The 23,840-nt window shown below is 44.5% G+C and carries 18 protein-coding genes; 16 read left to right on the top strand and 2 right to left on the bottom strand.

Annotated elements, in window-relative coordinates; genetic code table 11:
• Positions 1 to 57: 57 nt before the first annotated feature.
• From R8G66_16485 to R8G66_16420, 14 genes are all read left to right on the top strand, one after another.
• Positions 58 to 1,641 (top strand): ATP-dependent DNA ligase, encoded by a 1,584-nt coding sequence (locus R8G66_16485; GenBank protein MDW3193973.1) that lies wholly within the window; start codon positions 58 to 60, stop codon positions 1,639 to 1,641.
• Positions 1,638 to 4,109 carry a ligase-associated DNA damage response DEXH box helicase gene (locus R8G66_16480; GenBank protein MDW3193972.1) on the top strand — a complete coding sequence of 824 codons (2,472 nt, stop codon included), beginning with the start codon at positions 1,638 to 1,640 and terminating at the stop codon, positions 4,107 to 4,109. The genes R8G66_16485 and R8G66_16480 overlap by 4 nt, the downstream gene beginning before the upstream one ends.
• 200 nt (positions 4,110 to 4,309) lie before the next feature.
• The gene (locus tag R8G66_16475; protein ID MDW3193971.1) at positions 4,310 to 4,738 is read left to right on the top strand and encodes a DUF2147 domain-containing protein; all 429 of its coding nucleotides are present in this window, start codon (positions 4,310 to 4,312) and stop codon (positions 4,736 to 4,738) included.
• On the top strand, positions 4,731 to 5,393 hold the full coding sequence (gene pdeM / locus R8G66_16470) for a ligase-associated DNA damage response endonuclease PdeM (GenBank protein ID MDW3193970.1): 663 nt from the start codon (positions 4,731 to 4,733) through the stop codon (positions 5,391 to 5,393). Before R8G66_16475 ends, pdeM begins: the two co-directional genes overlap by 8 nt.
• A 133-nt stretch (positions 5,394 to 5,526) precedes the next feature.
• Positions 5,527 to 6,069, top strand: coding sequence for a sigma-70 family RNA polymerase sigma factor (locus tag R8G66_16465; GenBank protein ID MDW3193969.1), 543 nt, complete (start codon positions 5,527 to 5,529; stop codon positions 6,067 to 6,069).
• Positions 6,066 to 6,977 (top strand): hypothetical protein, encoded by a 912-nt coding sequence (locus R8G66_16460; GenBank protein MDW3193968.1) that lies wholly within the window; start codon positions 6,066 to 6,068, stop codon positions 6,975 to 6,977. The genes R8G66_16465 and R8G66_16460 overlap by 4 nt, the downstream gene beginning before the upstream one ends.
• Before the next feature lie 37 nt (positions 6,978 to 7,014).
• Positions 7,015 to 7,908 (top strand): permease-like cell division protein FtsX, encoded by an 894-nt coding sequence (locus R8G66_16455; GenBank protein MDW3193967.1) that lies wholly within the window; start codon positions 7,015 to 7,017, stop codon positions 7,906 to 7,908.
• 2 nt (positions 7,909 to 7,910) lie between these two features.
• Positions 7,911 to 8,132 carry a DUF3098 domain-containing protein gene (locus R8G66_16450; protein MDW3193966.1) on the top strand — a complete coding sequence of 74 codons (222 nt, stop codon included), beginning with the start codon at positions 7,911 to 7,913 and terminating at the stop codon, positions 8,130 to 8,132.
• A 6-nt stretch (positions 8,133 to 8,138) separates the two neighbouring features.
• A complete protein-coding gene (locus R8G66_16445; GenBank protein MDW3193965.1) occupies positions 8,139 to 8,933 on the top strand; it encodes an undecaprenyl-diphosphate phosphatase in 795 nt (264 codons plus the stop codon).
• Positions 8,930 to 9,622 (top strand): tRNA pseudouridine(55) synthase TruB, encoded by a 693-nt coding sequence (gene truB / locus R8G66_16440; GenBank protein MDW3193964.1) that lies wholly within the window; start codon positions 8,930 to 8,932, stop codon positions 9,620 to 9,622. The genes R8G66_16445 and truB overlap by 4 nt, the downstream gene beginning before the upstream one ends.
• Positions 9,609 to 10,538, top strand: a complete 930-nt coding sequence (locus R8G66_16435) for a bifunctional riboflavin kinase/FAD synthetase (GenBank protein MDW3193963.1) — start codon at positions 9,609 to 9,611, stop codon at positions 10,536 to 10,538. The genes truB and R8G66_16435 overlap by 14 nt, the downstream gene beginning before the upstream one ends.
• A gap of 40 nt (positions 10,539 to 10,578) precedes the next feature.
• A complete protein-coding gene (locus R8G66_16430; protein MDW3193962.1) occupies positions 10,579 to 11,403 on the top strand; it encodes a M48 family metalloprotease in 825 nt (274 codons plus the stop codon).
• Positions 11,404 to 11,409: 6 nt separating this feature from the next.
• Complete coding sequence (locus tag R8G66_16425; GenBank protein MDW3193961.1) at positions 11,410 to 12,792, top strand: aminopeptidase P family protein; 1,383 nt, start codon at positions 11,410 to 11,412, stop codon at positions 12,790 to 12,792.
• Between the two features lie 16 nt (positions 12,793 to 12,808).
• Complete coding sequence (locus R8G66_16420) at positions 12,809 to 13,276, top strand: hypothetical protein (protein ID MDW3193960.1); 468 nt, start codon at positions 12,809 to 12,811, stop codon at positions 13,274 to 13,276.
• A gap of 41 nt (positions 13,277 to 13,317) precedes the next feature.
• Here R8G66_16420 and R8G66_16415 read toward each other — a convergent pair whose 3' ends face one another.
• Entirely contained in the window at positions 13,318 to 14,022 is a 705-nt protein-coding gene (locus tag R8G66_16415) for a hypothetical protein (protein ID MDW3193959.1), read from the bottom strand.
• The gene (locus R8G66_16410; GenBank protein MDW3193958.1) at positions 14,012 to 14,569 is read right to left on the bottom strand and encodes a sigma-70 family RNA polymerase sigma factor; all 558 of its coding nucleotides are present in this window, start codon (positions 14,567 to 14,569) and stop codon (positions 14,012 to 14,014) included. The genes R8G66_16415 and R8G66_16410 overlap by 11 nt, the downstream gene beginning before the upstream one ends.
• A 261-nt stretch (positions 14,570 to 14,830) precedes the next feature.
• Here R8G66_16410 and R8G66_16405 point away from each other — a divergent pair, with 261 nt between their 5' ends.
• Positions 14,831 to 16,711 (top strand): hypothetical protein, encoded by a 1,881-nt coding sequence (locus tag R8G66_16405; protein MDW3193957.1) that lies wholly within the window; start codon positions 14,831 to 14,833, stop codon positions 16,709 to 16,711.
• Complete coding sequence (locus R8G66_16400; GenBank protein MDW3193956.1) at positions 16,701 to 23,828, top strand: DUF6443 domain-containing protein; 7,128 nt, start codon at positions 16,701 to 16,703, stop codon at positions 23,826 to 23,828. The genes R8G66_16405 and R8G66_16400 overlap by 11 nt, the downstream gene beginning before the upstream one ends.
• The last annotated feature ends 12 nt before the right edge of the window (positions 23,829 to 23,840 follow it).

Raw genomic sequence — 23,840 nt, 5'->3', positions numbered from 1 at the left:
GCACAAGAGATCAGGGATTGACGATAACCATTGCTGTCCGATAATAATTATGCTTATATGAAACAATTTTCGGCATTGATCCAGGCGCTGGAAAACACCTCGAAGACGAATGCTAAGATCGAACACCTGAAAAGCTATTTCGAGACAGCACCGGAAGCGGATCGCGTGTGGACCATTGCTTTATTTACCCATCGCCGGCCGAAGCGTCAGGTAAATTCCCGGATGTTGGCCGAATGGGCCATGCAGGTCGCCATGCTGGATGCCTGGTTGTTTCAGGAATCCTACGATGTGGTGGGTGATCTGGCGGAAACGATTGCGTTAGTCTTGCCTCGTCAAAAACAAGTCTGCCCTGATCGCTCTTTGACGGATTGGATCGATTTCCTGATGGATTTAGCAGGTAAAACCGATGAGGAAAAAGCGACTAAGGTCAAACAGGCCTGGAGCGAACTTCCGGAAGGAGAACGATTTGTATTCAATAAACTGATCACAGGTGGGTTTCGCGTAGGTGTTTCCCAAAACCTGATTGTAAAGGCTTTGGCAGATCTCTATGACCTGGAAGCTTCTGATGTGGCTTATGCGCTGAGTGGAAAATGGGATCCGCAGACCATCTCGTTCTCCGCTTTACTTTTTCAGGAAGGAGAGCAATCCCACTCCAAACCTTATCCATTTTATCTGGCTTATCCCATTGAAGGAGAAGTGAGTGATCTTGGTAAAGCTGAGGACTGGTCCGCAGAATGGAAATGGGATGGTATCAGAAGTCAGTTGATCATTAGGGACAATACCTTGTTTCTTTGGAGTAGGGGGGAGGAGTTGATTACAGAAAAATTCCCTGAACTACATCCTTTGGTAGGTCTGCTTCCGAACGGCACGGTGATCGATGGAGAGTTATTACCATTCAAAGAGGGTGTTCCATTATCTTTTCATTTGCTACAGACCCGAATTGGACGGAAAAATGTGACCAAAAAGCACCTCAAAGAAGCCCCGGCGGCTATTCTGGCTTATGACCTGCTGGAACACGAAGGAAAAGACATCCGCCAACTGCCCTTTGCAGAACGAAGAAAGTTGTTGGCTGAATTGATAGAACGATCCTTAAGTGATCCGCTATTAAAATATTCTGATTCCTTACATTGGTCATCCTGGGAGGAATTGACCACATTGCGAGAACAATCCCGCGAACACCATGCCGAAGGGTTCATGATCAAGCGAAAAATATCTCCTTACCTGTCGGGAAGAAAACGGGGTGACTGGTGGAAATGGAAAGTTGATCCTTACACCATTGATGCGGTGATGGTATATGCGCAAAAAGGGCACGGCAAACGGGCTGATCTCTATTCAGATTACACGTTTGCGGTATGGAAAGAAGGGGAGCTGGTTCCTTTTGCGAAAGCATATTCAGGACTCACTGACAAGGAACTATATGAAGTGACCCAGTTTGTGCGAAAGCATACTTTGGAGAAATTTGGTCCGGTTCGGACGGTAACCCCTACCTTGGTGTTTGAAATCCATTTTGAAGGGATCAACTTGTCACCCCGACACAAATCGGGAGTGGCCGTTCGGTTCCCGAGAATCCACCGGTGGCGTCGCGATAAAGTAGCTGCGGACGCCAATACCATTGAAGACTTGATGACTTTGTTGAAGTGACCGACGATAAACAACTGGTACAGGTAGCAGAAGACTGGTTCCAATCACGTGGTTGGGAGCCTTTTGAGTTTCAGCGGAATTGCTGGCAAGACTATCTGGCCGGAAACAGCGGTTTGCTCAATGCACCCACAGGAAGCGGTAAAACCTACGCCATGTGGATTCCTTGCGTATTGGAATTCCTCCGGAATAATGAGCGGCATGAAGTACTGCCGGAAGTGCAGATCCTATGGGTGACACCACTTCGTGCATTGGCGAAAGACATTCATCGGGCCATGCAGGAGTTTTGCGATGAAATTGAGTTGCCCTGGAAAGTAGGTCTGAGAACTGGCGATACTTCGAGTTCTGAACGTCAAAAGCAAAAAAAGCATGCCCCCCAGGCCCTGGTAATCACGCCAGAAAGCTTGCATATTCTGTTGAGCCAAAAAGATCATCCTAACTATTTCAAATCTTTGAAAGCGGTGGTAGTTGATGAGTGGCATGAGATCATAGGAACCAAAAGAGGTGTAGCGACTGAGCTGGCCCTATCGAGGCTAAAGAAACTGACCTTACAACCCTTGAAGATCTGGGGCATCAGCGCGACTATAGGGAACCTGAAACAAGCGGTGAGGGTGCTGCTGGGAGAGGACATGTACAAAGAGGCGGTATTCATTCGAGCAGAAATTGACAAGCGCATTGAAATCGAGTCGATCCTCCCTGATGAAGTAGAGAATTTTCCATGGTCCGGACATCTGGGGACGAAGTTGCTGCCTAAGATCATTCCGATCATTCAAGAGAATAATACCACACTGTTATTTACCAATACTCGATCTCAAACAGAGCTCTGGTATCAGGCCATATTGAAGCAATCTCCTGAACTGGCGGGAATCATTGCCATGCATCACGGAAGCATGGATCATGATGTGCGAACCTGGGTGGAAGATGCCTTGCATGCTGGAAAACTGAAGTTGGTGGTTTGTACTTCCAGTCTTGATCTTGGGGTCGATTTCCGACCGGTCGATCTGGTGATACAGGTTGGGGGACCCAAGGGCGTAGCGCGTTTTCAGCAGCGAGCAGGACGAAGCGGTCACAGGCCGGGGGAGCTTTCCAAGATCTATTTTGTGCCCACACATTCCCTTGAACTGGTGGAAGGGGCGGCCTTGAGAGAAGCCGTATCCAGAGGTCAGTTTGAGAGCCGAAAGCCCTTGGAAAAGTGCATGGATGTACTGGTGCAATACTTACTCACGCTGGCCGTGAGTGGAGGTTTTAAGCCCCTGACCATCCTGGAAGAAATTAAGCATACCTTTTGCTACCGCTTGTTGACTGCAGTCGAATGGAATTGGGCACTGGATTTCATTACCACAGGAGGAAGCACACTTGGTGAATACGATGAATATGCCAAAGTGTATCAGGAAGATGGTATTTATAAGATCATCAATCGCAAATCAGCGACACAACATCGTTTGTCCATCGGGACGATTGTAGGAGACCCTTCGATGAAAGTGCGGTTCATTACCGGTGGCTATCTGGGTACGGTGGAAGAGTATTTTGTGAGTAAACTCAATCCCGGAGATACGTTTTGGTTTGCTGGCCAAAACCTGGAATTTGTTCAGATCAAAGAACTCACCGTTTTAGTTCGGAAATCGAAAAAGAAAAGTGGTGTGACTCCTGCCTGGGGCGGTGGTAGATTGCCCTTGTCTTCCTTACTTTCAGATGTGATCCGGGAAAAGCTGGAGAAAGCCGTGATCGGTAAGGACCTGGAAGCCGAACTGCTGGCCATCAAACCAATCCTGGATCTTCAGCAGAAGTGGTCCATTGTGCCCCACCGCAAATCTCTTCTCATTGAGAAGACTACTTCGAGATTCGGCAATCACATCTTTATCTATCCTTTCGAAGGCATGTTTGTGCATGAAGTGTTAGCGGGAGTGATTGCTTATCGCATCAGTAACCTGCAGCGGATCACTTTTTCCATTTCCATGAATGATTATGGATTCGAGCTGCTTTCCGATCAGGAGATCCACATTGAAGAAGCCTTGGAGTTGGATTTGTTCAGCGAGGAAAACCTAATGGAAGACATCAATGAAAGTCTGAATAAAACGGAATTGGCTCGTAGGAAATTTCGGGATGTAGCTACGATCGCTGGATTGATTTTTCAGGGATATCCGGGAAAGAATGTCAAAGCCAAACACCTGCAAGCGTCCAGTAATATCATTTATGATGTATTTGAAACCTACGATGGGGGCAATCTGCTGCTGAAGCAATCCATGGATGAGGTCATGAGCCAGCAATTTGAACAATCGAGGATGCTGGAAGCTTTCAGAAGGATCAATCAGCAGGAAATTATTTTGAAAGAAACGCCTCAGCCGACGCCATTTGCCTTTCCGATTTTAGTGGATTCATTGAGACGGCAAAACCTGTCTTCCGAAGAGCTCAGTGATCGTATTGCGAAAATGCAGGTCCAACTGGACAGATATGCGAAAGGCCACAACTAATAAATTAAGTAACCTTCAAGCAGAAGGTCGAGTTATAAAACAATTTATAGATAGTTTTAAAACGCAATTCTTAATATAGATCAAGAAATGAGCATTAGTCGACAATCAAACCAATCAAGGATGAGTTTTGTTGATGCGAACCTGCCTGCCGGCAAGGCTGGTTCCCGCTTCGGGTGGTCTTTGAAATCAATTTTATACATATGAAACAATTATTAATCGTTGCTCTTGCACTTTTTGGAATGACTGTAGGCTTGCAGGCTCAGTCCATTGTTGGAAAATGGAAAACGGTGGATGATAACAGCGGAAAGGAACGTTCCGTAGTGGAGATATTCCAGGAGGATGATAAATACTTTGGAAAGATCATTAAGTTTATTCCGGGACCAGATGAAGATCCTGATCCGATTTGCGACGAATGTAAAGGCAAAAAGAAAGATCAAAAGATCGTAGGCCTCCAGATCATCGAAGACATGGAAAAAGAGGGTGATCAGTATGAGGGTGGCGAGATCCTTGATCCTGAGAATGGAAAAGTTTATGACTGTAAGCTTTGGATAGAAGATGGTAAGCTTAAAGTCAGAGGCTATATCATGTTTTTGTACCGAACACAAACCTGGCTGCCTTACGATGGTTGAACCATCCGTAGTAGGAGCATTCAAAATACGATTGAAAGGGGAGGAGTTGTGGTTACTCCCTGATAAAGCTTTGTATTGGCCTGCCCAAAAGGCGCTCGTAGTGTCCGATATTCATTTGGGTAAGGCGGGGCATTTTCGAAAAAACGGAATTCCAGTTCCCGCGATTGTTCATCACCATGATCTATACATCCTGACCGATCTGTGCCAGCAATATGAAGTTGAATACTTAATTTTTTTGGGGGATCTGTTTCACAGCGATCCGAATGCCCAGTGGCGTCAATTTGAAGACTGGACCCATCAATATGGAACAGCTAAAATGACCCTGGTAAAAGGGAATCATGACATTTTGCCGGACAAAAACTACACGGATTTGGGGTTGGAGGTCATCGATGAACTCATTTTGGGGCCTTTTTTGTGGACACATGAAAAAGTATTACGTGAAGGATTCTACAATATTTCCGGACATTTGCATCCGGCCATCCGATTGCGGGGCGCTGCCAAGCAAGGGCTGAAGGTTCCCTGCTTTTATTTTAGTCCGGATCATGGTTATATGCCTGCATTCGGGCAATTTACGGGGTTGTATGCGCTTAGGAAGAAAAAAGAAGATAAGGTCTTTGGGATCGCAAATGGCCAGGTATTTTCAACGGAGCGATAACCCTAAGTAACGCCAAAACTCATTTCCTATTAGCTTTGTTGTAAATTTTTTTTAGCACCTTTTGGATGTTGCTGGTTACCTATCTGGTTTTTGTCGTATTAAATAACAGGATATTTATGTCCCCGCTTGCTCCATGAAAGACAGTGAAGTGCTGAAGCGGATTGAGAATGGAGACGAGCGTGCGCTGGATTACCTCTATCAGAAACACTATCGCATGATGACGAATGTGGTCATGAAAAATAGTGGGACAGAGGTAGAAGCGCAGGACATATACCAGGAAGCATTGGTTGCATTCTGGCAAAAAGCGACAAGTGGTAAGTTGGTTTTAACTTCTAAAATCAGTACCTATTTGTATAGCATCTGTCAGAATTTGTGGCGGAAGGAACTCGATCGGAAAAGTCGTCTGTCCAATGAGGAAAAAGATGGCGAAGAGTTTCAGATGTATGAGGAGAATGAAAACCTCCAAATAGTCTTGAAATGTATCGAGGAGTTAGGGGAAACCTGCCAAAGCATCCTGACCTATTATTACTTTGACGGATTGTCCATGAATGATATTGCAGACCGAATGGGTTTTGCGAATACAGACACGGCAAAGACGAAAAAGTATAAGTGTAAAAAGAAATTAGATAGTTTAATTAAAGAACGTTATACCAGGACAGATTTCTTCGATCAATGAACGCCAGCAACCAGATAGAGACCATTGATGCCTACTTACGAGGAGAATTGACTCCTGCTGAGGTAAGTAACTTTGAAGCTCAGCTAGAGAAAGATCCCTCCCTTGCGGAAGAGCTTGCTTTTCAGAAGCAGGTAGTTTCCGGTATTCAACAGGCCCGAAAACTTCAACTTAAAAATCGATTGGCACAAGTAGATGTTGCCGGTGGTTCTGTTGCAGGTCAATCAACATGGCTAAAAGTTGCAGGAGGTGTAGTATTAGCCACATTGATTGGTGTTGTTACCTGGCAGTTGCTACCAGAAGAAGCTTCTGCCTCCGTAGCGGGAGAGATTGATGCTCCGACCTTCGAAGTGAGAGAGATTCCTGTTATCGAAGTTCCTGAAAAGACTATAATTGTTGAGGCACAACTTGATCAAGTTGCTGAGGGACCTAAAGCCATCAAGGTCATCGTACCTGAGCCAGTGCCATCAGATGAAAGCACCACTATTACTCCGGTAGAAACGGAAGAGGCGTCTGAAGATAATACTGTCTTTGCTCCTCAGGTAGATCTTCCTGCGGATGAAAGCGAACTGGATTCCAGTGAATTTGAGCCGGAAGATTTAGAAGAGACCTTCTCCAATACCGTCATCGAATCCAGTGATATCGATGCCCTAAACATTGAGCGTTTGGATCAAAAAGCCAAGTCGCTTCGTTATCGCTACTATGATGGTAAATTGGCGCTCTATGGAGATTTTGGTGATTCCCCTTATCAGATCCTTGAGATCAATCAACAGGATGGGGGCAAGCAAATTTTCCTTTTCCATGCTGATCAATACTATCGATTGGAAAGTACCAAAGAGGAGAAGAAACTTGATGCGATCAAGGATGCAGCGCTGCTAAGCGAATTACAAGTATTTCAGAACAAGAAGTAAAGCCCTTCTTCAGGGCGCTTTTATTACTTTTGGGTTGATGGAATCCCGGAAACCAAGAAAAAAGCGCAAACTCGGCAGTTACCCGTTCATGAGCGTGACATTTAGCATCACGCTGGCTTTGCTCGTGATCGGCCTTTTCGGGTTATTGTTGGTCCATACCAATCGTCTGACCACTATTATTCAGGAGAATGTCGAAGTTCAGGTTTTTCTAAAGAAAGACATTCAATCCGGTGAGCGAAACCGGATCCAACGCATCCTTACGTCCAAAAGATATGTGCCACAAACCGATGATCAGCGCCTGGTGCGGTTCGTGAGTAGAGATGAAGCTGCTGAGCAATTCATCAAAGACACAGGAGAAGATTTTACCCAATTACTGGGAGAAAACCCCTTGCGAGATCTGTTTGTGCTCAATGTCGGGCAGGACTATCAATCCGTGGATAGCCTGAAGGTGATAGAAAAAGAGCTAGAGGCATTGACAGGGGTATATGAAGTAAGTTACGTGGAATCGCTGGTACGTAGCATCAATCAGAACCTGACCAAGATCAGCGTGATTTTACTGGGTTTCGCATTGATCTTGCTGATCGTAGTGGTGATCTTGATCAATAATACCATCAAACTGGCCCTGTTTTCCCAAAGATTTCTCATTCGCAGTATGCAGCTGGTAGGTGCGACCGGGCGGTTCATAAAAAGGCCTTTTCTTAACCGCGCCGTGTTGTATGGCGCGTTGGCAGGACTATTGACCAGTGGTATTCTTTACGGATTATATCAGTCAGCGCTCAATAGGATGGAAGATTTGAAACAATTGCAGGACGAACAGAGTATTTTAATACTTTATGGCCTGCTTGTACTGCTTGGGATTATAGTTGCGTATCTTAGCACCCTGCTTGCCATAAGAAGATATTTGAAAACATCGTTAGACGAACTTTATTAAATATGTCAGAACAATCAAAATTTGCGTTTACCAAAAAGAATTACCTGATCATGTTGTTGGGTATTGCGATCCTGGCCATCGGTTTTTTCATCATGACACTGGATACAGAACCTTACGGATTTGGATTTTTGGGACTTACGCTGGGTCCAATCACCGTGATATTCGGATTTGTGATCCAATTTTTTGCCATTCTTTACAAAGACAAAAGCACCCCTACTTCCTGATCCTGAATGTCCTGGCTTGAGGCCCTTATACTTGGTATAATCCAGGGATTAACCGAGTTCTTACCCGTTAGTAGCAGCGGTCATCTAGAAATTGGCAACGTCTTGCTAAACGTCCAGACTTCTGATCATTTGCTATTTGCAGTGGTCGTTCATGCTGCTACGGCATTGAGCACCATAGTGGTCTTTGGGAAGGACATACAAGTGATTCTCAAAGATCTTCTTGCGTTCAAATGGAATGAATCCTGGTCATTTACGATCAAGATCATCATTTCTATGATCCCCGTTGGCGTAATTGGTATTCTTTATGAAGATCAAATCGAGATCTTGTTTGCAGGCAACATGTTGTTGGTCGGTTCAGCGCTCATCTTCACCAGCGTATTGCTGTTTTTCACTTATTTCAAGAAGAACACCGAGGGAGAAGTTTCTTATCTCAGCGCCTTGATCATAGGAATGGCCCAGGCGGTGGCAATCTTGCCAGGTGTTTCACGGTCTGGATCGACCATTGCTACCGCGTTGTTACTGGGGGTAGATAAAACCAAAGCAACACGGTTTTCATTTCTCATGGTGCTGATTCCCATCTTAGGCGCAAGCTTGCTCAAGGCGAAAGACTATTTCGAAGCACCGGAAGCGGCTGGTGATATCAGTGTGGTTGCGCTTGTTGTTGGATTTTTGGCAGCATTTATATCAGGCTTTTTGGCCTGTCAATGGATGATCAAGCTAGTTCGACGTGGTAAACTGACTTATTTCGCTATTTATTGTTTGATTGTCGGAGTGCTTGCTATTTTGAGTTCCCTGATTTGAAACCCTTAGAGAAATACCAGGAAGGTCAATTGTTGTTGATTGACAAACCCTACCAATGGACCTCCTTTGATGTAGTGAAAAAGCTACGTTATGCGCTGAAAGTCAAAAAGATTGGCCATGCAGGAACGCTAGACCCTTTAGCGACAGGCTTGTTGCTCATTGGGACTGGAAAGTGGACCAAAAAGCTGGAGCAATTACAAGGCCTGAACAAAACTTATGAAGGGATCATTGAAATAGGCAAGACTACACCTTCCTATGATCTGGAAACGGAATTTGATAGTCAGGCTGAAATAGATCACATTTTCGCATCGGATTTGGAAGCGGCCAGGCTAAAGTTAACGGGACCTATCGAGCAAATCCCACCGGCTCATTCGGCTGTAAAAATTGATGGTGAACGAGCCTACAAAAAAGCCCGCCGCAACGAAACTGTAAAAATGAAGGTTCGGTCAGTGCAAATCCATCGTTTTGATATAGAGGCTAATTTGCCGGATGTTGCTTTTAAGATCGAATGCTCGAAAGGTACTTATATTCGAAGCATGGCTCAGGACTTTGGACAACACCTGGGCGTTGGTGGATACTTGAAAAGCTTACGAAGAACCAGTATCGGTGAATACCATGTGGATCAGGCGAAGACCGTAGAGGAATTTCTAAAAGAAGTGCAACTCGAACGCGCCCATGAAGATCATTGAGGACATTACCCAAATCGAAGGGATTCGGAATCCTGTGGTGACCAGTGGTACCTTCGACGGGGTGCATGTGGGCCATCAGAAGATTTTGAAACGGGTGACGGACCTGGCAAAGAAGCAAAACGGAGACAGTGTTGTAATCACATATTGGCCGCACCCCCGATTCGTTCTTGGTAAAGGCTGGGGCGACCTGAGATTACTCACCACCTTTTTGGAGAAGGCTACGTTTTTGGCGGATCAGGGTATTGATTACCTGATCAAAATCCCATTTACACGAGAGTTTTCTGAGATGAGTTCTACCACATTCATTCAGGACATCATCATCAATCGGATTGGGACAAAGAAGCTTGTCATTGGGTATGATCACAAGTTTGGTCGAAATCGTGAAGGGAGTTTCCAGTTTTTACAGGAACATCAGACGGATTTTGGCTTTGAAATAGAAGAGATCCCCCGACTGGATATCGATGATGTAGGCATCAGCTCCACCAAGATCCGAAACGCATTAAAGGCGGGTCAGTGTGAAGAAGCCGCCAATTTCCTCGGGCGCGTCTATTCCTTGAAAGGCATTGTCATCAAAGGAGATCAGCTTGGTAGAACGTTGGGCTATCCCACGGCCAATATTTACATCGCAGAAGAGTTTAAACTGATTCCATCCGATGGAGTATATGCCGTACATGTATTGGTTCGTGAAAAGCGCTATCAGGGAATGCTAAATATTGGTATCCGTCCTACGGTGGCAGGCACGCGCATGCAGATTGAAGTCAATCTTTTTGACTTTGAACAAGATATTTATGGTCAGAACATTCAGGTGGAATTTGTAAAGATGCTACGCAATGAAATGAAGTTTCCAAGCAAAGAAGCCCTGGCCGAACAGCTATATCATGACAAACAACATGCGTTAGCCGTTTTGAATCCTTAACTTTGAGGGATAATTGACCTTCAATTAGCTTAGTACTGCCATGAAAAACATTCGTTTCTCCCTATTTGCCATTTGTCTGGCTTCATTCACCTTTTTCATCAGCTGCGGTGAAGATGGTTCAATCATTGATCAAATTACCGGATTAACTCCTGCCAATGATGTGGAGTTGGGTAGGACTGTCGTTCAACAGATCGAATCCGATCCTACTCAGTTTCCTATTCTTTCTGCGGCTGACTACCCAGAGGCTTATGCTTACATCAGAGCGATGACCAGCAATATCCTGCAAAGCAATGATGTAGAGCACAAAGACATTTTTCAATACGATGAGGTGAAAATCATCCACAACGATGACGTGCTTAATGCTTTTGCCACACCTGGGGGTTTCATTTATGTATATACAGGTCTGATCAAGTTTTTGGATCGTGCAGATGATCTCGCCGGAGTAATGGGGCATGAAATTGCGCATGCATCCCTACGCCATTCAAAAGAACAGTTGCAGCAGCAACTTGGGCTACAGTTTTTGATTTCTATTGCATTGGGTGATGGCTCAGCAGCAGATGTTGCTGCTCTTGCCAGCAATGTGTTGAGTCTACAATTCAGTCGTAATGATGAGGCGGAATCTGATGAATATTCTGTGATCTATCTTCAAGCTACTGATTATGCCTGTAATGGAGCGGCTACCTTTTTCGAAAAAATAGAAGCGGCTGGAGGCAGCGGTGTGCCTGAGTTCTTAAGTACGCACCCATCACCAGCCACCAGAGTAGCCGATATCAATGCGAAAGCTACGGAACTGAGCTGTTCCACAGCAGCCATTACAGAGTCAGGTATGACCTATGCTGACTTCATTGCAAGTTTACCCCAATAAAACCCTATGTCAAGCCCCTTATTCGCCCCTACTACCTATCACGAACGTCGAGCTGAACTCAAATCAAAGCTAGCCGGAGGACAGATCCTCTTGCTGGGTAATGAAGAGAGCAGCATGAATTATGGTGACAATCACTATCCGTTCCGACAAGACAGTACCTTTCGGTATTTCTTCGGGTTGAATCAGCCTGGTTTAGCAGGGTTGATCGATGTGGATAAGGATGAAGTGATCCTGTTTGGGAATGATCTGAGCATGGATGATATCGTCTGGACTGGCCCACAACCAAGGATGGCTGACCTGGCCGCTTCCGTAGGGGTAGAAAAGGTATTACCTACTTCAGCAATCGGAAAGTCGCTCGGAGGTCAGGTGCATTATTTACCGCCTTATCGAGAACGAAATATTCTAAAGCTTGCTGAATGGCTTGGAAAAAGTGCCTTTGATATTCAGGAAGGTAATTCTCTTGATCTGATCCATGCGGTAATTAGCCTAAGGGCCTATAAAAGTGACGAAGAAATTGAGCAGCTACATGATGCCGTAAGTATTACCTCACTAATGCATCAGGAAGCCATGAAGATGGCGAGGCCAGGCATGGTGGAACGCGAGATTGTGGCTCATCTGAATGAAGTGGCCTTGTCTAAAGGGGCAGGAGTTTCGTTTCCACCAATCGTGACCATTAATGGCCAGACACTGCACAACCATTATTACGGCAATACCATGCAATCTGGAAGGCTCTTGTTGTGTGACAGTGGTGCCGAAAACCTGTATGGATACTCCGGGGACATGACCCGAACGTATCCGGTAGACCCGGCTTTCAGTCAGAAGCAAAAAGAAGTTTATCAGATCGTTTTGGATGCTCTGAAGTCAAGCGCGGAGATGTCTAAGCCAGGGGTGACTTATCAGCAAGTGCATTTGAATGCCGCCAGGGTGATTATCTCAGGATTGAAAGAAATTGGATTGATGTCTGGAGATGTGGATGAAGCCGTTGCGCAGGGTGCACATGCTTTATTCTTTCCGCATGGTCTGGGGCATTCGATGGGTATGGATGTACATGACATGGAAGATTTTGGAGAAAACCACGTAGGATATGATGACGTAACTCCCCGATCTACTCAGTTGGGGTTGAGTGCGCTTCGGTTTGGAAAAGCCCTTGAAGAACGCCTCGTACTGACCAACGAACCTGGTATCTATTTCATTCCTGAGCTATACGAACAATGGAAATCCGAGAAGAAACTAGCCTCTTTCATCAATTACGATAAGTTGGCAGGGTACATGGATTTTGGCGGCATTCGCATCGAAAACGACTATGTGATCACTGGTGAGGGTGCTCAATTGTTGGGAGAGCCTGCTCCGATGGAAATAGCGGATGTGGAAGCGTTAAGAAACGTATGATCGCTATATTAGGCCAATGAAAATTCCCGAAACAATTAACTTTTTTAAAAATCAAGTCGACAGTTCACTGAGTAATGCTGAAATGCGGACCTGTCTGGCTTTTCTAAAAGTACTCAATAACTTGAATGACCGGGAATGGTCTGAGGAAGACCTTCGAAAGCTAGAAGGAAAATTGAAAGAGCTGGAATTGGATGCTCAGACGGCTAATCGTAGGAAGTATTTAAGGAAGAAATACACAGCCCTCACTGCTTTTCTGCAAAAGGAATTTTCGTTAATCACCCAAGGTTCTTACACAACCATGGGAATGGTTTTTGGGATGGTCTTCGGTCAGGGTTTGGGGATGACATTTGGAGTTGCTATCGATCCCACTATGGGCATTGCTTTGGGCTTGTCTATGGGTACAGGAATGGGTATGGCGTTGGGGATAGCCATTGGAGCTTATCGAGAAGCCGCAGCCAAAAAGGAAGGCCGGGTATTGGCTTGATCTATTGCTAACTGTTATAGTTAAACAAATTTTGCTTTGTTTTATTTCCGTAATTCCTGAGTGATGGCTTCCGCATCGGGTTGATGTTGTGAACTAACAGGAATGGATTGAAGATAAAAAATAGCAGAATCCTCTTCCTGAAGTAACAAATAAGCCAGGCCTTTGTACCAGCGTACTTCTTCATTCAGGATGAAGTTGGTTTTTGGAAGCTGATCGAATAGCTGAAGCGCGCTATCTGCTTGCTGTAGCCCAAGAAAACTCAAGCCTTTAAAAAAAAGGGTGGTGTCATTTTTCACGATCACGGGAAATAAGGACAGTGCTTCCTCATACTTGCCATTTTGGTATTTGTTCACTGCTGCTGCTTCATCGGATTGGCTGGCGCTGCCAGTCCGGTCCTGGAAAAGATAAGGATAGGGCGAAAAATGTTCCTCAAATAAGGCCAAATGGGAAGGACTTTGATTTCTGTTAAAAATCACCACGCCTAATAAGATAGAAGCAGCGATACCTATAGGAATCAATCGCACAAGAATCGATTTTTTACGTTGCTCACCACCTCGGACTTCCCCTATATCGGTTATAAAACCTTCTATGTCCAGCGCGCGTCTACCCACCTTATACGCTTCATAGTCTCTGGCAAATTCATTGTCACTTGCCAATTGCTTACCAAAAGCATCCCTTTCTTCTGAGGTGGCCTGACCCTGGCTTATCCGGTCAAAAAGCTCGATATGATCTTGTTCAGAACTCATGGGTGATGAATTGGTCCATGGTCAGGTTTTTGTCCTTCACGATTTGAATCAAATGCTTCATGCAATTTCTTTTTTTATTCTTTGCTACTTGCTCACTTTTCAAACTGAAAAGGGCTTTGATCTCCGCCATCGATTGGTTATAGTAATAAAACGCCAATAGCAGTTTTTTGCATGAATTATTCAGGTGTTCGAGGAGTGTCATGAGTTTGTCCTGGTCGTAGTTTGGTTCAGATGCCTCTTCTGTTGGAGATTGGTTATCATCCCACTTTTTTATTTTATTCCAACGCTTCAACCATCGGTTTTTACAGATCGCGAAGAGATAAGTTTCCACGGAAGATTCATTCCTGAATCGGTTGTCCAGAACGGCTTCATACAACGCCACAAGCCCTTCCTGAAATATGTCTTCTGCATCTTCTGAATTCCCGCCATTATTCAGGATATACTGCTTTATTGACTTAAAATAATACCGATAAAGGTATTGGATCGCAGCCTTTCTTTCAGAGGGCGAAGATTTTAATTGATTCAGTAAAACGCGTTTTTCGATCAATGTATATGGAATTCAGTTGTTTCCTTCTGTTTGAAACACAAGGTTTTACAAAACTAATGTATCTGAATTTTATGGTGTTCCCACATCGTTGGATCAATTGATTTTTTAAAAATATATGTGGAATGGGTATTACCTCTTACCTGTCCTGGGTACTAAGGTGGAAAACGAGAATGAAGGAATCCTTATGCATCGGTATGCTAGTAATAAGATGCTGATACAGGAGTTCCGGATTCTTGGAATGAAATAAAACTTAACATCAAAATGAAATCGCAATTCAAGATCATCTTAATTTCTGCCATACTTTTTTCGGTCTGTCACCTCGGATTTGCCCAATGGGAAGGCCCGGGAGTCAACGGCTCAGGAAACATCTACATTCAAGACAGCAAAGTGGGGATTGGCGTGACCGACCCCAAGGAAACTTTACATATCAATGGCCCGATCAGAGGGAATCAGTCCGGTGCACTTAGAATACGCTCCAACTATGGATATGTAGATATTGGTTCGAAAAATTCGAATTGGGCCCATTTCCAAACGGACCGTGCCAGGATCTTTCTTCAGAGAAAAGTCGCTCTGGGTGAAGGAATTCTTGCCTCACACGATACGAAAAACTTGATTTTCAATACTGGAATGACAAGTAGTTCAACTGGCAATACCCGGATGACCATTCTGAATAGCAATGGATTTGTCGGAATTGGAACAGAGACTCCAGAAGGAACATTACACATCAATAGAAATGCGACCGTGGGCCGATGGGGGCAAATGGATCTGTCAAAAGCAGGATTGAGAGTTCAGGATAATTCATTTTCTATGTACATCGATGGAAATACCCTTTTTACAGATGGCATCATGCACATTGGCTCATTTGGGAATTATGATTTTACAATAGGCACAAATGATGTAGAAAGGGTAAAAGTATCGGCAGATGGCAATGTAGGCATAGGGACTACTACGCCCCTTGCAAAACTGCAGGTCAAACAAAGCAATGATAACGGCTTTCGATTAGAAAGAGACGGGCATGATCTCTATGAGCTGCGGTTGCAAGGAAATACCGGTCTTCAAATCCTGAACAAAACAGATAGCAGAAGAGAGATGACATTTGCCGGCAATGGAAACATTGGTATTGGAACCATGGCTCCCGATTATACGCTGGAGGTTGAAAAAAACAACGCCGGCAATAATGTAGAGTACTTGCTTGGGGCTTTTAATCATAGTGGCAATGCGGGTGGTGTTTACATGGGATATGTTGGCGATGGTACAGATGCCAAGAAGGCAGTGATAAGATCAGGAGGGAACATCAATCTGAACCTGGGAACTACCGCATATAAGACTGCCATGACCATCAGAAATTCAACCGGTGCGGTGGGAATCGGAACTGAATTGCCCAATGAGGCTTTGGACGTAATTGGCAATGTCAAGGCTACGGCATTCCTGAATTCAGCCGGCGAGTCGATCATTAATACCATTTGGAAAGGTGCTTCCAATGATAACGACCTGATCCACCGTGATGGGAGTATCATTTTGGGAGGAAACAGTGTTATGGGAAATTATGGTAGCAATTGGAAATTCCTGGAATTGCAGGATGAAGGAATCATTTCAATAGGGCCCTCCGTTACAGATCGCCTACAATTGGTTCATTCATCATTTGGGAGTTCAATTGGATCTCAGAAAACGATGGTCTTGTCAGGGAATGATGGTCTGAATTTTCAAACAAATGGTGATTGGCAAAATAACAAGATGACCATAACACAAGAGGGGAATGTTGGTATTGGTACAGAGAACCCTACGAATAAGCTTGAAGTAAATGGCATCATTCGTTCCAGAGAAGTGTTGGTACAAGCTTCGCCATGGCCTGATTACGTTTTTGCTCCTGAATACAACTTGCTGTCCTTAGAAGAAACCGCGCAATTCATTGAAGACAACCATCACCTTCCGGGTATTCCAAGTGCCGCAGAAGTAGCCGCAAATGGTGTCGCTGTTGGTGACATGAATGCCAGGTTATTGGAGAAGATTGAAGAATTGACGCTTCATCTGATCAAGCAAGAGCAACGCCTTGAACAGCTAGATCAGAACAATCTTGAACTCAGAAATACGGTAAGTGAACTACAAACTCAACTGAAGGAACAGCACAACAATGAGGACTAATTTCTATTGGCAATTGACTCATAGCGTAGCTGTGACATTGCTCTTAATACTCTTTTGCGGGTATAACCTATGGGCACAAATAGGTGAAGACAATGGGGGTGGGCAGAACACCCCAACGTTGGAGGAATTGGTGAAAATTCCACCTTCTCCGGAAGCCCAGGCATTCATTAAGTATGGAAGCACGCCTGTTTCCTTATACACAGGTTCTCCTAATATTTCCATTCCCATCCATACCATACAAGGAAAGGATATTCAGATGCCCATTAGTTTGACCTATGATGCGTCCGGAGTGAAAGTGAATCAGCTAGCCACCTGGGTGGGCTTGGGTTGGAACCTCAATGCCGGAGGTGCAGTAACTCGTCAACAGAATGGCAAAGTGGATGATTGGATTACTGCATCACCTCAATATCAAATGTACTACAGTGATGCATTTGTAGGTAGTGGCCATACCATCAATGAGGATTATGAGTTTGTAAAGCACTTTGTCGATAATGGTGCGTGGAAACCAGCTGGAGAATATGGAAGGTTTTATGATTTCATAGATAAGGTAAAAGAAGGATATTTCGAAACGCAACCGGACGTGTACTCTTTTAGTATCAACGGGCTTAGTGGGACACTCTTTATCGATTACTCCAACCTGAGCGCCCATTGCATGGAGCATCCTGGATTGCGAGTAGAAGTGTTGACCAACGGCAATACCAAGAATCTAGTCATCACAGGTTGGATCATTGATGATACACAAGGAAACCGATATACCTTCAGTCAGGTGGAAAGGACCCTTGTCCGACAAAACAATACGACGGATGATGTGCAGGTGTACAATTCCTCCTGGTTGATCACCAGTATCGTTTCTGAGCGAGATGTCATTGAGTTTGATTACACTGCTCCACAGTCATGGGAAAAGCCTCAGTATGTCGGAAGTACTGAAGTGTACATAGATCAGAATGCGAACGAGAATCTTGATCGACGTTCAGGTGGTTCACTTCCTACTTATGAGATCACCCAGTCTGAGCTGCGGGCTATTTTGTTGAATGGTAATGAAGAAATGACGCTGCTCCCAAGTGCCGAGGATCGTGCGGATCTTCGCGGGCGAAACGCCCTTGAAGCGATTCAGATCAGTGATGTCTTTGGCAATGAATTGAGGAGTTACTACTTCAATCAGTCCTACTTTGGCGATGACATGACGGATGAATATGCCGTGCGCCTGAAACTAGATGGTATTGAACTGTATGGACAGGGAAATGGGGAAGCGCCCCAGGTCTATGATTTCCATTATATCTCAGGTGATTTGCCCAGAAGAGGTTCTTTTGGCCAGGACTATTGGGGTTACTATACGGGTAGAGATACGAGCCCTACTTTGATTCCATATAATGCCTATTTTGATCAGTACAATACCACATTTCAAGGAGCAAACCGGACACCTAACTTTCAATTTGCGAAACGGGGTACGTTAAAAAAGATCACTTACCCGACAGGAGGAACATCGGAATACCATTATCAACCCCATCGATCCAAAACTTCAGTTTGGCAGGAAGGGGCAACGGAAGTCTTGTATAATGGAGTGGCAAGAGGAGGACAAAATGATACAGATCCCTACGACTTTTTTCAATGTGATGATGCGCATGGCGCATACAACACAAAACCTAATGGAACAGATAACCTATTTCTGGTAAAGGAAAGGACGCAATACTATATGGATATCCGGGCCGATGGAATTGTTGTACCTAATCAATTGGGCAACTATCAGTTTTTCGCGCTCTATCGATCCGGGGATATCATTTCCTGCGACACACCTCCAGGAAACACGTTTGACTTTTGTCACTATACCGATGAGGTTAAGCAGCCTTGCGATTTTATTGATCCGGTAAATGGTCCGTCTGCTTTCGCAGAATACCAGTTCTTTGATCAATTGCCGCAAGGATATAACGAACGATTCCCGATTACCCTGGATCCAGGTGTCTATCGTGTAGTGATGTTGAATTCGGATGAAAACATAACGCTGCAAGCTAAGGTGACCACACCTGATGTGATTGATCATCATGAAGTAGGGGGCTTAAGGGTTTTTAAAATTGTGGATAAATCCGATGCTACTGAAATGGCACAAACCCGGTTTTTCCATTACGACGCACTTTCCAGACTTCCTGTTTTTGACGAGACTTTATTTGCAGGAGAAAACGGCAAGGGCACCTTACACTTGCCTCTGAACTTTGAGTCTAGTACCAAATCCACTGGATTTGTGTCAAATGGAAGCTTTTCTGGCCCAGGAACTACTGAAACCGTAGAACGGGGCGGAAACAACAAGTCAAACGGTGATCACTACATGACCTATCCCGTGGTTACGGAGATTGCTTTTGATGGAACATTTGATCAGGGCTATGTTGAAAACTATTTTCACGATAAGCGTACCACGCATACCGCTATCTATCGAAAGTCAATTAATAATAATGGGAAACTCTACGAGCAGCGAACGTATGATGCGACCAAAGGATTAGTTCAAAAACAAACCAATCATTATTCTAATTCGACTTTAGGTAGTGAAATCGGCTTTGGGATTTCGCCTGCTTCTCTGGCTAATCCAAATAGTATTCTCGATCGATACATACATACTGAGTTGGGTAGTACGGATGAATCTGTCATATACAAGTTCCAGGCCAAAACTGCCAGTGGAACTGATTTTTGCAATTGGGATGGCCGGAACTATTGGGTATGGGAAGCCAGCAATCAAAGTCAGTTTGATGATCAAATGGTTGAGGCGCTGCAGTTGAAAAATCAATTCATTGCCCAGGGTAAATTAGATGTGAGGCTTGAATCCTGGCAAGCTGATCCTGTTTTTATCCCCAGGAGAGGCTGGATCCATGTTTCTTATCAGCAGTACAATGTGGTGAGCTGTGCTGCAGGGGTTGGAGAATTGAAGATATCCAAATTCACGCTCCCTATGTGGTGGAACCGACTAGATAGTACCACAACCGTTCAGTATTTTGAGGAAGGTTCTTTAAGAAACGTAACCCGGAACACCTACGATGCTACATATCGACATTTTCAATTGGTTCAGAGCGAGACAATTAATAGTGACGGTTCGCAATCCCTCCAGAAATTGTTTTACCCACACGACATAACCGAACTCTCCGCTTTAGCAGGATTGATAGAGAACAACAATATCTCAGAACTGATCAGGACGGAAACTTGGAGGGATGGAGCACTTCAGCAGACATCTCAGTTAGACTACAATTATTACGGTGGCAAAATCCTGGCTTCCGGTGTACGACAGTCTTTCAAGGACCATCCGCTGGAAGACGTTTTTGAAATTACTGCTTATGATAATCATGGTAATCCCACTGAAGTTATTGGCCGTAATCAAGTTCCAAAGACCTATTTATGGGCCTATGACCATACGTTACCCGTATTCCAGATTCAGAATGCTTCTTTGGATGAAGTCAATTCGGTTTTATTGGTGCACGGTGTGTCGGATGTAAATGCACAATCAGAGACACAACTCTTACAACTAGGACAATTCCTGAGAAATGATCTTCCTAAAGCCCGGGTTACGACGGTTTTGTACGATCCAGGAGTAGGCATGAAGTTGATGAAAGATGCAAACGGTCGAGCTACTGCCTATGAGTATGATGATTTTAACAGGCTTCGTCTCGTGCGTGATGGTCAGGGAACAACCGACTACAATGGTAACATCCTTCAAATGCATACCTACAATTACGATGAAGGCTATCAGCGAACATTCACCTATCGAACCCCCAGGACCACTGAGCTATCAGAAAGTGCTTCGATGGCATTGGACAAGTCACAAGTAAGCGTAACTACCCAATACGTGGATGGGCTTGGACGACTCGAGCAAACCGTGAGTAAGCAAGCTTCTCCCAATGGAAAAGACCTGGTGTCTTTTGTTGAATTTGATGGGTTTGGTCGGAATCCCGTCCAATATTTACCCTATGCCGAGGGCACTACTGGTACTAAAAAGTCCCATCCGGTAATCGAGCAGATCAATTTCTTCTATGGACAAGGATTTGGAGACGATGGAGACTTTGCCTTTAGCGAGCAAGTGTTTGATCAGTCCCCGCTCAATCGGGTATTGACACAACATGCTCCTGGTCTCTCCTGGAACAGAGAGGAGTCTCCAGATAGAGGCGTGACTTCAGTGTACCGCACAAACATGGTGTCAGATCAAGTGATTCGGTGGGGGTTGAATGACGAAGGATTTTATCACGATGGCCTCTATCCCGCTTCAAATGGAAGCAGTGAAGGATCCCTAATCGTTTCTGAGACCACTAACGAAAATGGATTTAAAACCATTGAGTTTAAGGAAAAATCAGGTCAGGTGATCCTGAAGAAAGTGCAAAAGAACACCTCGGAATACCTATCGACCTATTATTTGTACGACGATTTGAATAATCTACGATATGTAATTCAACCTGAGGGCGTTCGCCAGTTTTTGAACCAGGGGAATACGGCTGTGAGTCCGGATTGGGTTGGTCAATTCTGTTTCCAATATCAATATGACTATCGCAATCGGATGATTGTGAAAAAAGTACCTGGAGCCGAAGCCTCATATATGGTTTATGATTTGAACGACCGCTTGATACTAAGCCAGCAAGGGAATGATCACGGACTTTCAGATTCAGGTGATGCGAATTTGGAATTGATCTACGAAGACCTGGCAATTGATCAATATCAGGGGCAATCCTATGCTTTGTTGAATAACAAATCAGGAAGGTTGACAAGTGGCTTTAGTTTCACTTCTTCTGCAGGTGAATCTTTCAGGCTGACGTCCAATGAAGTGAATTACACCAGCGAATGGGATTTCACCAAGTATGATGTGTATGATCGACCCGTTCAGACCGGACGTGTTTCACTGGTGGGTAACCGCGATGCCATTCAAAGTCAGGTCAATGGTGAAAGTGTGCTGAATGAAGCGTCGCTTAGTTCAGGAGGGCTGTTGTTGTACACCAATCAGGCTTTTCCGCGAAACATCAATTCATCAAACGTTTTGACGGTCAGTTATTATGATGATTATGACTTCACGACGGAAACGCCACCTGCTGGTGCTGAGATGGGCATAAAAGGGTTGGCTACCGGAGCGAAAACGAAAGTCCTTGGTTCCAGTGATTTTATGAGTACGGTAAGCTTTTATGATGAGCAATTGCGTGTGATTAAAGCTGTCGGTGACAATCATGCCGGAGGAAATGAGGTGGTTACTAACTCCTATATTAACAAGGTGTTGCCTTCAATCGCTCAATCCGTTCGAACGCAGACAGCACATGGTTTCACAACTACTGTGGAGGAGAATTTTGCCTACGATCACGCCGATCGATTATTGTCCGTTACGCATCGCGTTGATGGTCAGGCTCCCGTGACCTTGCTTCGCAATAGCTACAATGAGAGGGGCGAACTTCAGGAGAAAGAACTCAGTAACGAAGAATTGTCTACAAGTTACCAATACAACATCCGGGGCTGGTTAACGCACATCAATGGTGGTACCACCTTTGATAGCCAGGAAGATGTATTCGGAATGGAATTGTTGTACAATGCCGCAGGTCAGTACAATGGCAATATCGGTCAAATAAAATGGAAGACTGTAGGAGGAAATGGAGTCTTCAATGGAGAACAAACTTATACCTACACCTACGATGGGGCCAACCGTTTGAAAATAGCTCGTTACACGGGTCAGTCCAATGATATGTATAATGTCGGTGGCAATGATGCTGGGATACGGTATGATAACAATGGAAACATTCTGAACCTATTCCGGCGTGGCACTGGCGGTATCTCCGACGATCTTTTATATGCCTTTACCGGGAACCGACTGATGCGGGTGGATGATCAGGCATCTGAAGATCCCAATGCCTTGTTTTTGGATGGTAACACCTCAGGAGACGATTATGCTTACGATGCCAACGGTAACATGATCCAGGACCTGAATAAGGGGATCACTGAGATCAGGTACAATCATTTGAACCTGCCAGAATTGGTGATCAAGTCCAATGGAGATCAAATTGCCTATACCTATGATGCTGCAGGAACCAAGCTGCGGAAGGTATCAACGATTGGAAATAATACTGAAGCGACCGATTACCTGAGTGGCTTTCATTACGTGAACAATGACCTGAAGTTCCTGCAACATGCCGAAGGTCGGGCCATTAGAAATGGTGCTTATTTCGCTTACGAATACAACATGACCGATCATTTGGGGAATGTCAGGGCCTCTGTGAACCGAGATGGCGTATTGAAACAGCGTGATGATTATTATCCGTTTGGGTTGAGTTTCAATTCAAGTGCAACAAGCCCCGAGAATTTGTATAAGTACAATGGGAAAGAAGAGCAACGGGGATGGGGAGTATTTGACTATCAGGCTAGATTCTATGATCCGGCACTAGGGAAATTTCTAGCGATAGATCCTCACTCAGAGAACTATCTGGCATGGTCACCTTACAATTATGTCGGAGGTAACCCGATTCTCAGAATTGATCCTGATGGTAAGGATTGGGAAGATGTAGTTAAAGGATTCAAAGCATTAGGGAATCACCTAAGTGAAACTTTTTCAAGTTCTGGTGCCAAGAATGTTGCTGATGGGTTTTCGGAAGCCGGTCAAATCATGAATTCAGGGTTAGGGGATGGTTACGGAGCCGTTTTCGGAGAAGATAGTAAAGCAGGTGTTTCTGCAGAAGGGAAAATTAACTTTGGATTACAAATTGCCGGAGAGGTTGAAAAAGGAGCAGGTTTGACAGCAAATCTTGGAGCACTCACAATAATCAAGGGTAAAATTGGAATAAGTCTGTCTTCCGAAGGCGTAAGTTTCAATTTTGATATTGATCCTATTGGTGGGGAAGGAGGAATCGAAGGTGAATCAGAATTCAGCGCGTCTTTATTAGCAGGTGGCGGTGTTAAGAATACAATAACTTTAGATGAAAATGGGTTTCAAGATAAATTTTCAGGTTCAGTTGGGGTTGCTGGAGTTTCTGCGGAGTTGGAAAATAATCTGACAACAGGTCAAGTTGATTCGAAACTCAAAGCGGGAGCTAATTTTAATATAGCACTTTTTCTTGGTATTTCTGGAGGTGTTAATGCTGAAATTGAGAAGAATGTTCGAGCAAAAAGAGAGGAATAATACTTGGCTGTT

Source organism: Cytophagales bacterium, assembly GCA_033344775.1.
Classification (GTDB): domain Bacteria; phylum Bacteroidota; class Bacteroidia; order Cytophagales; family Cyclobacteriaceae; genus JAWPMT01.
This window is presented reverse-complemented; position numbering and strand designations above follow the sequence as displayed.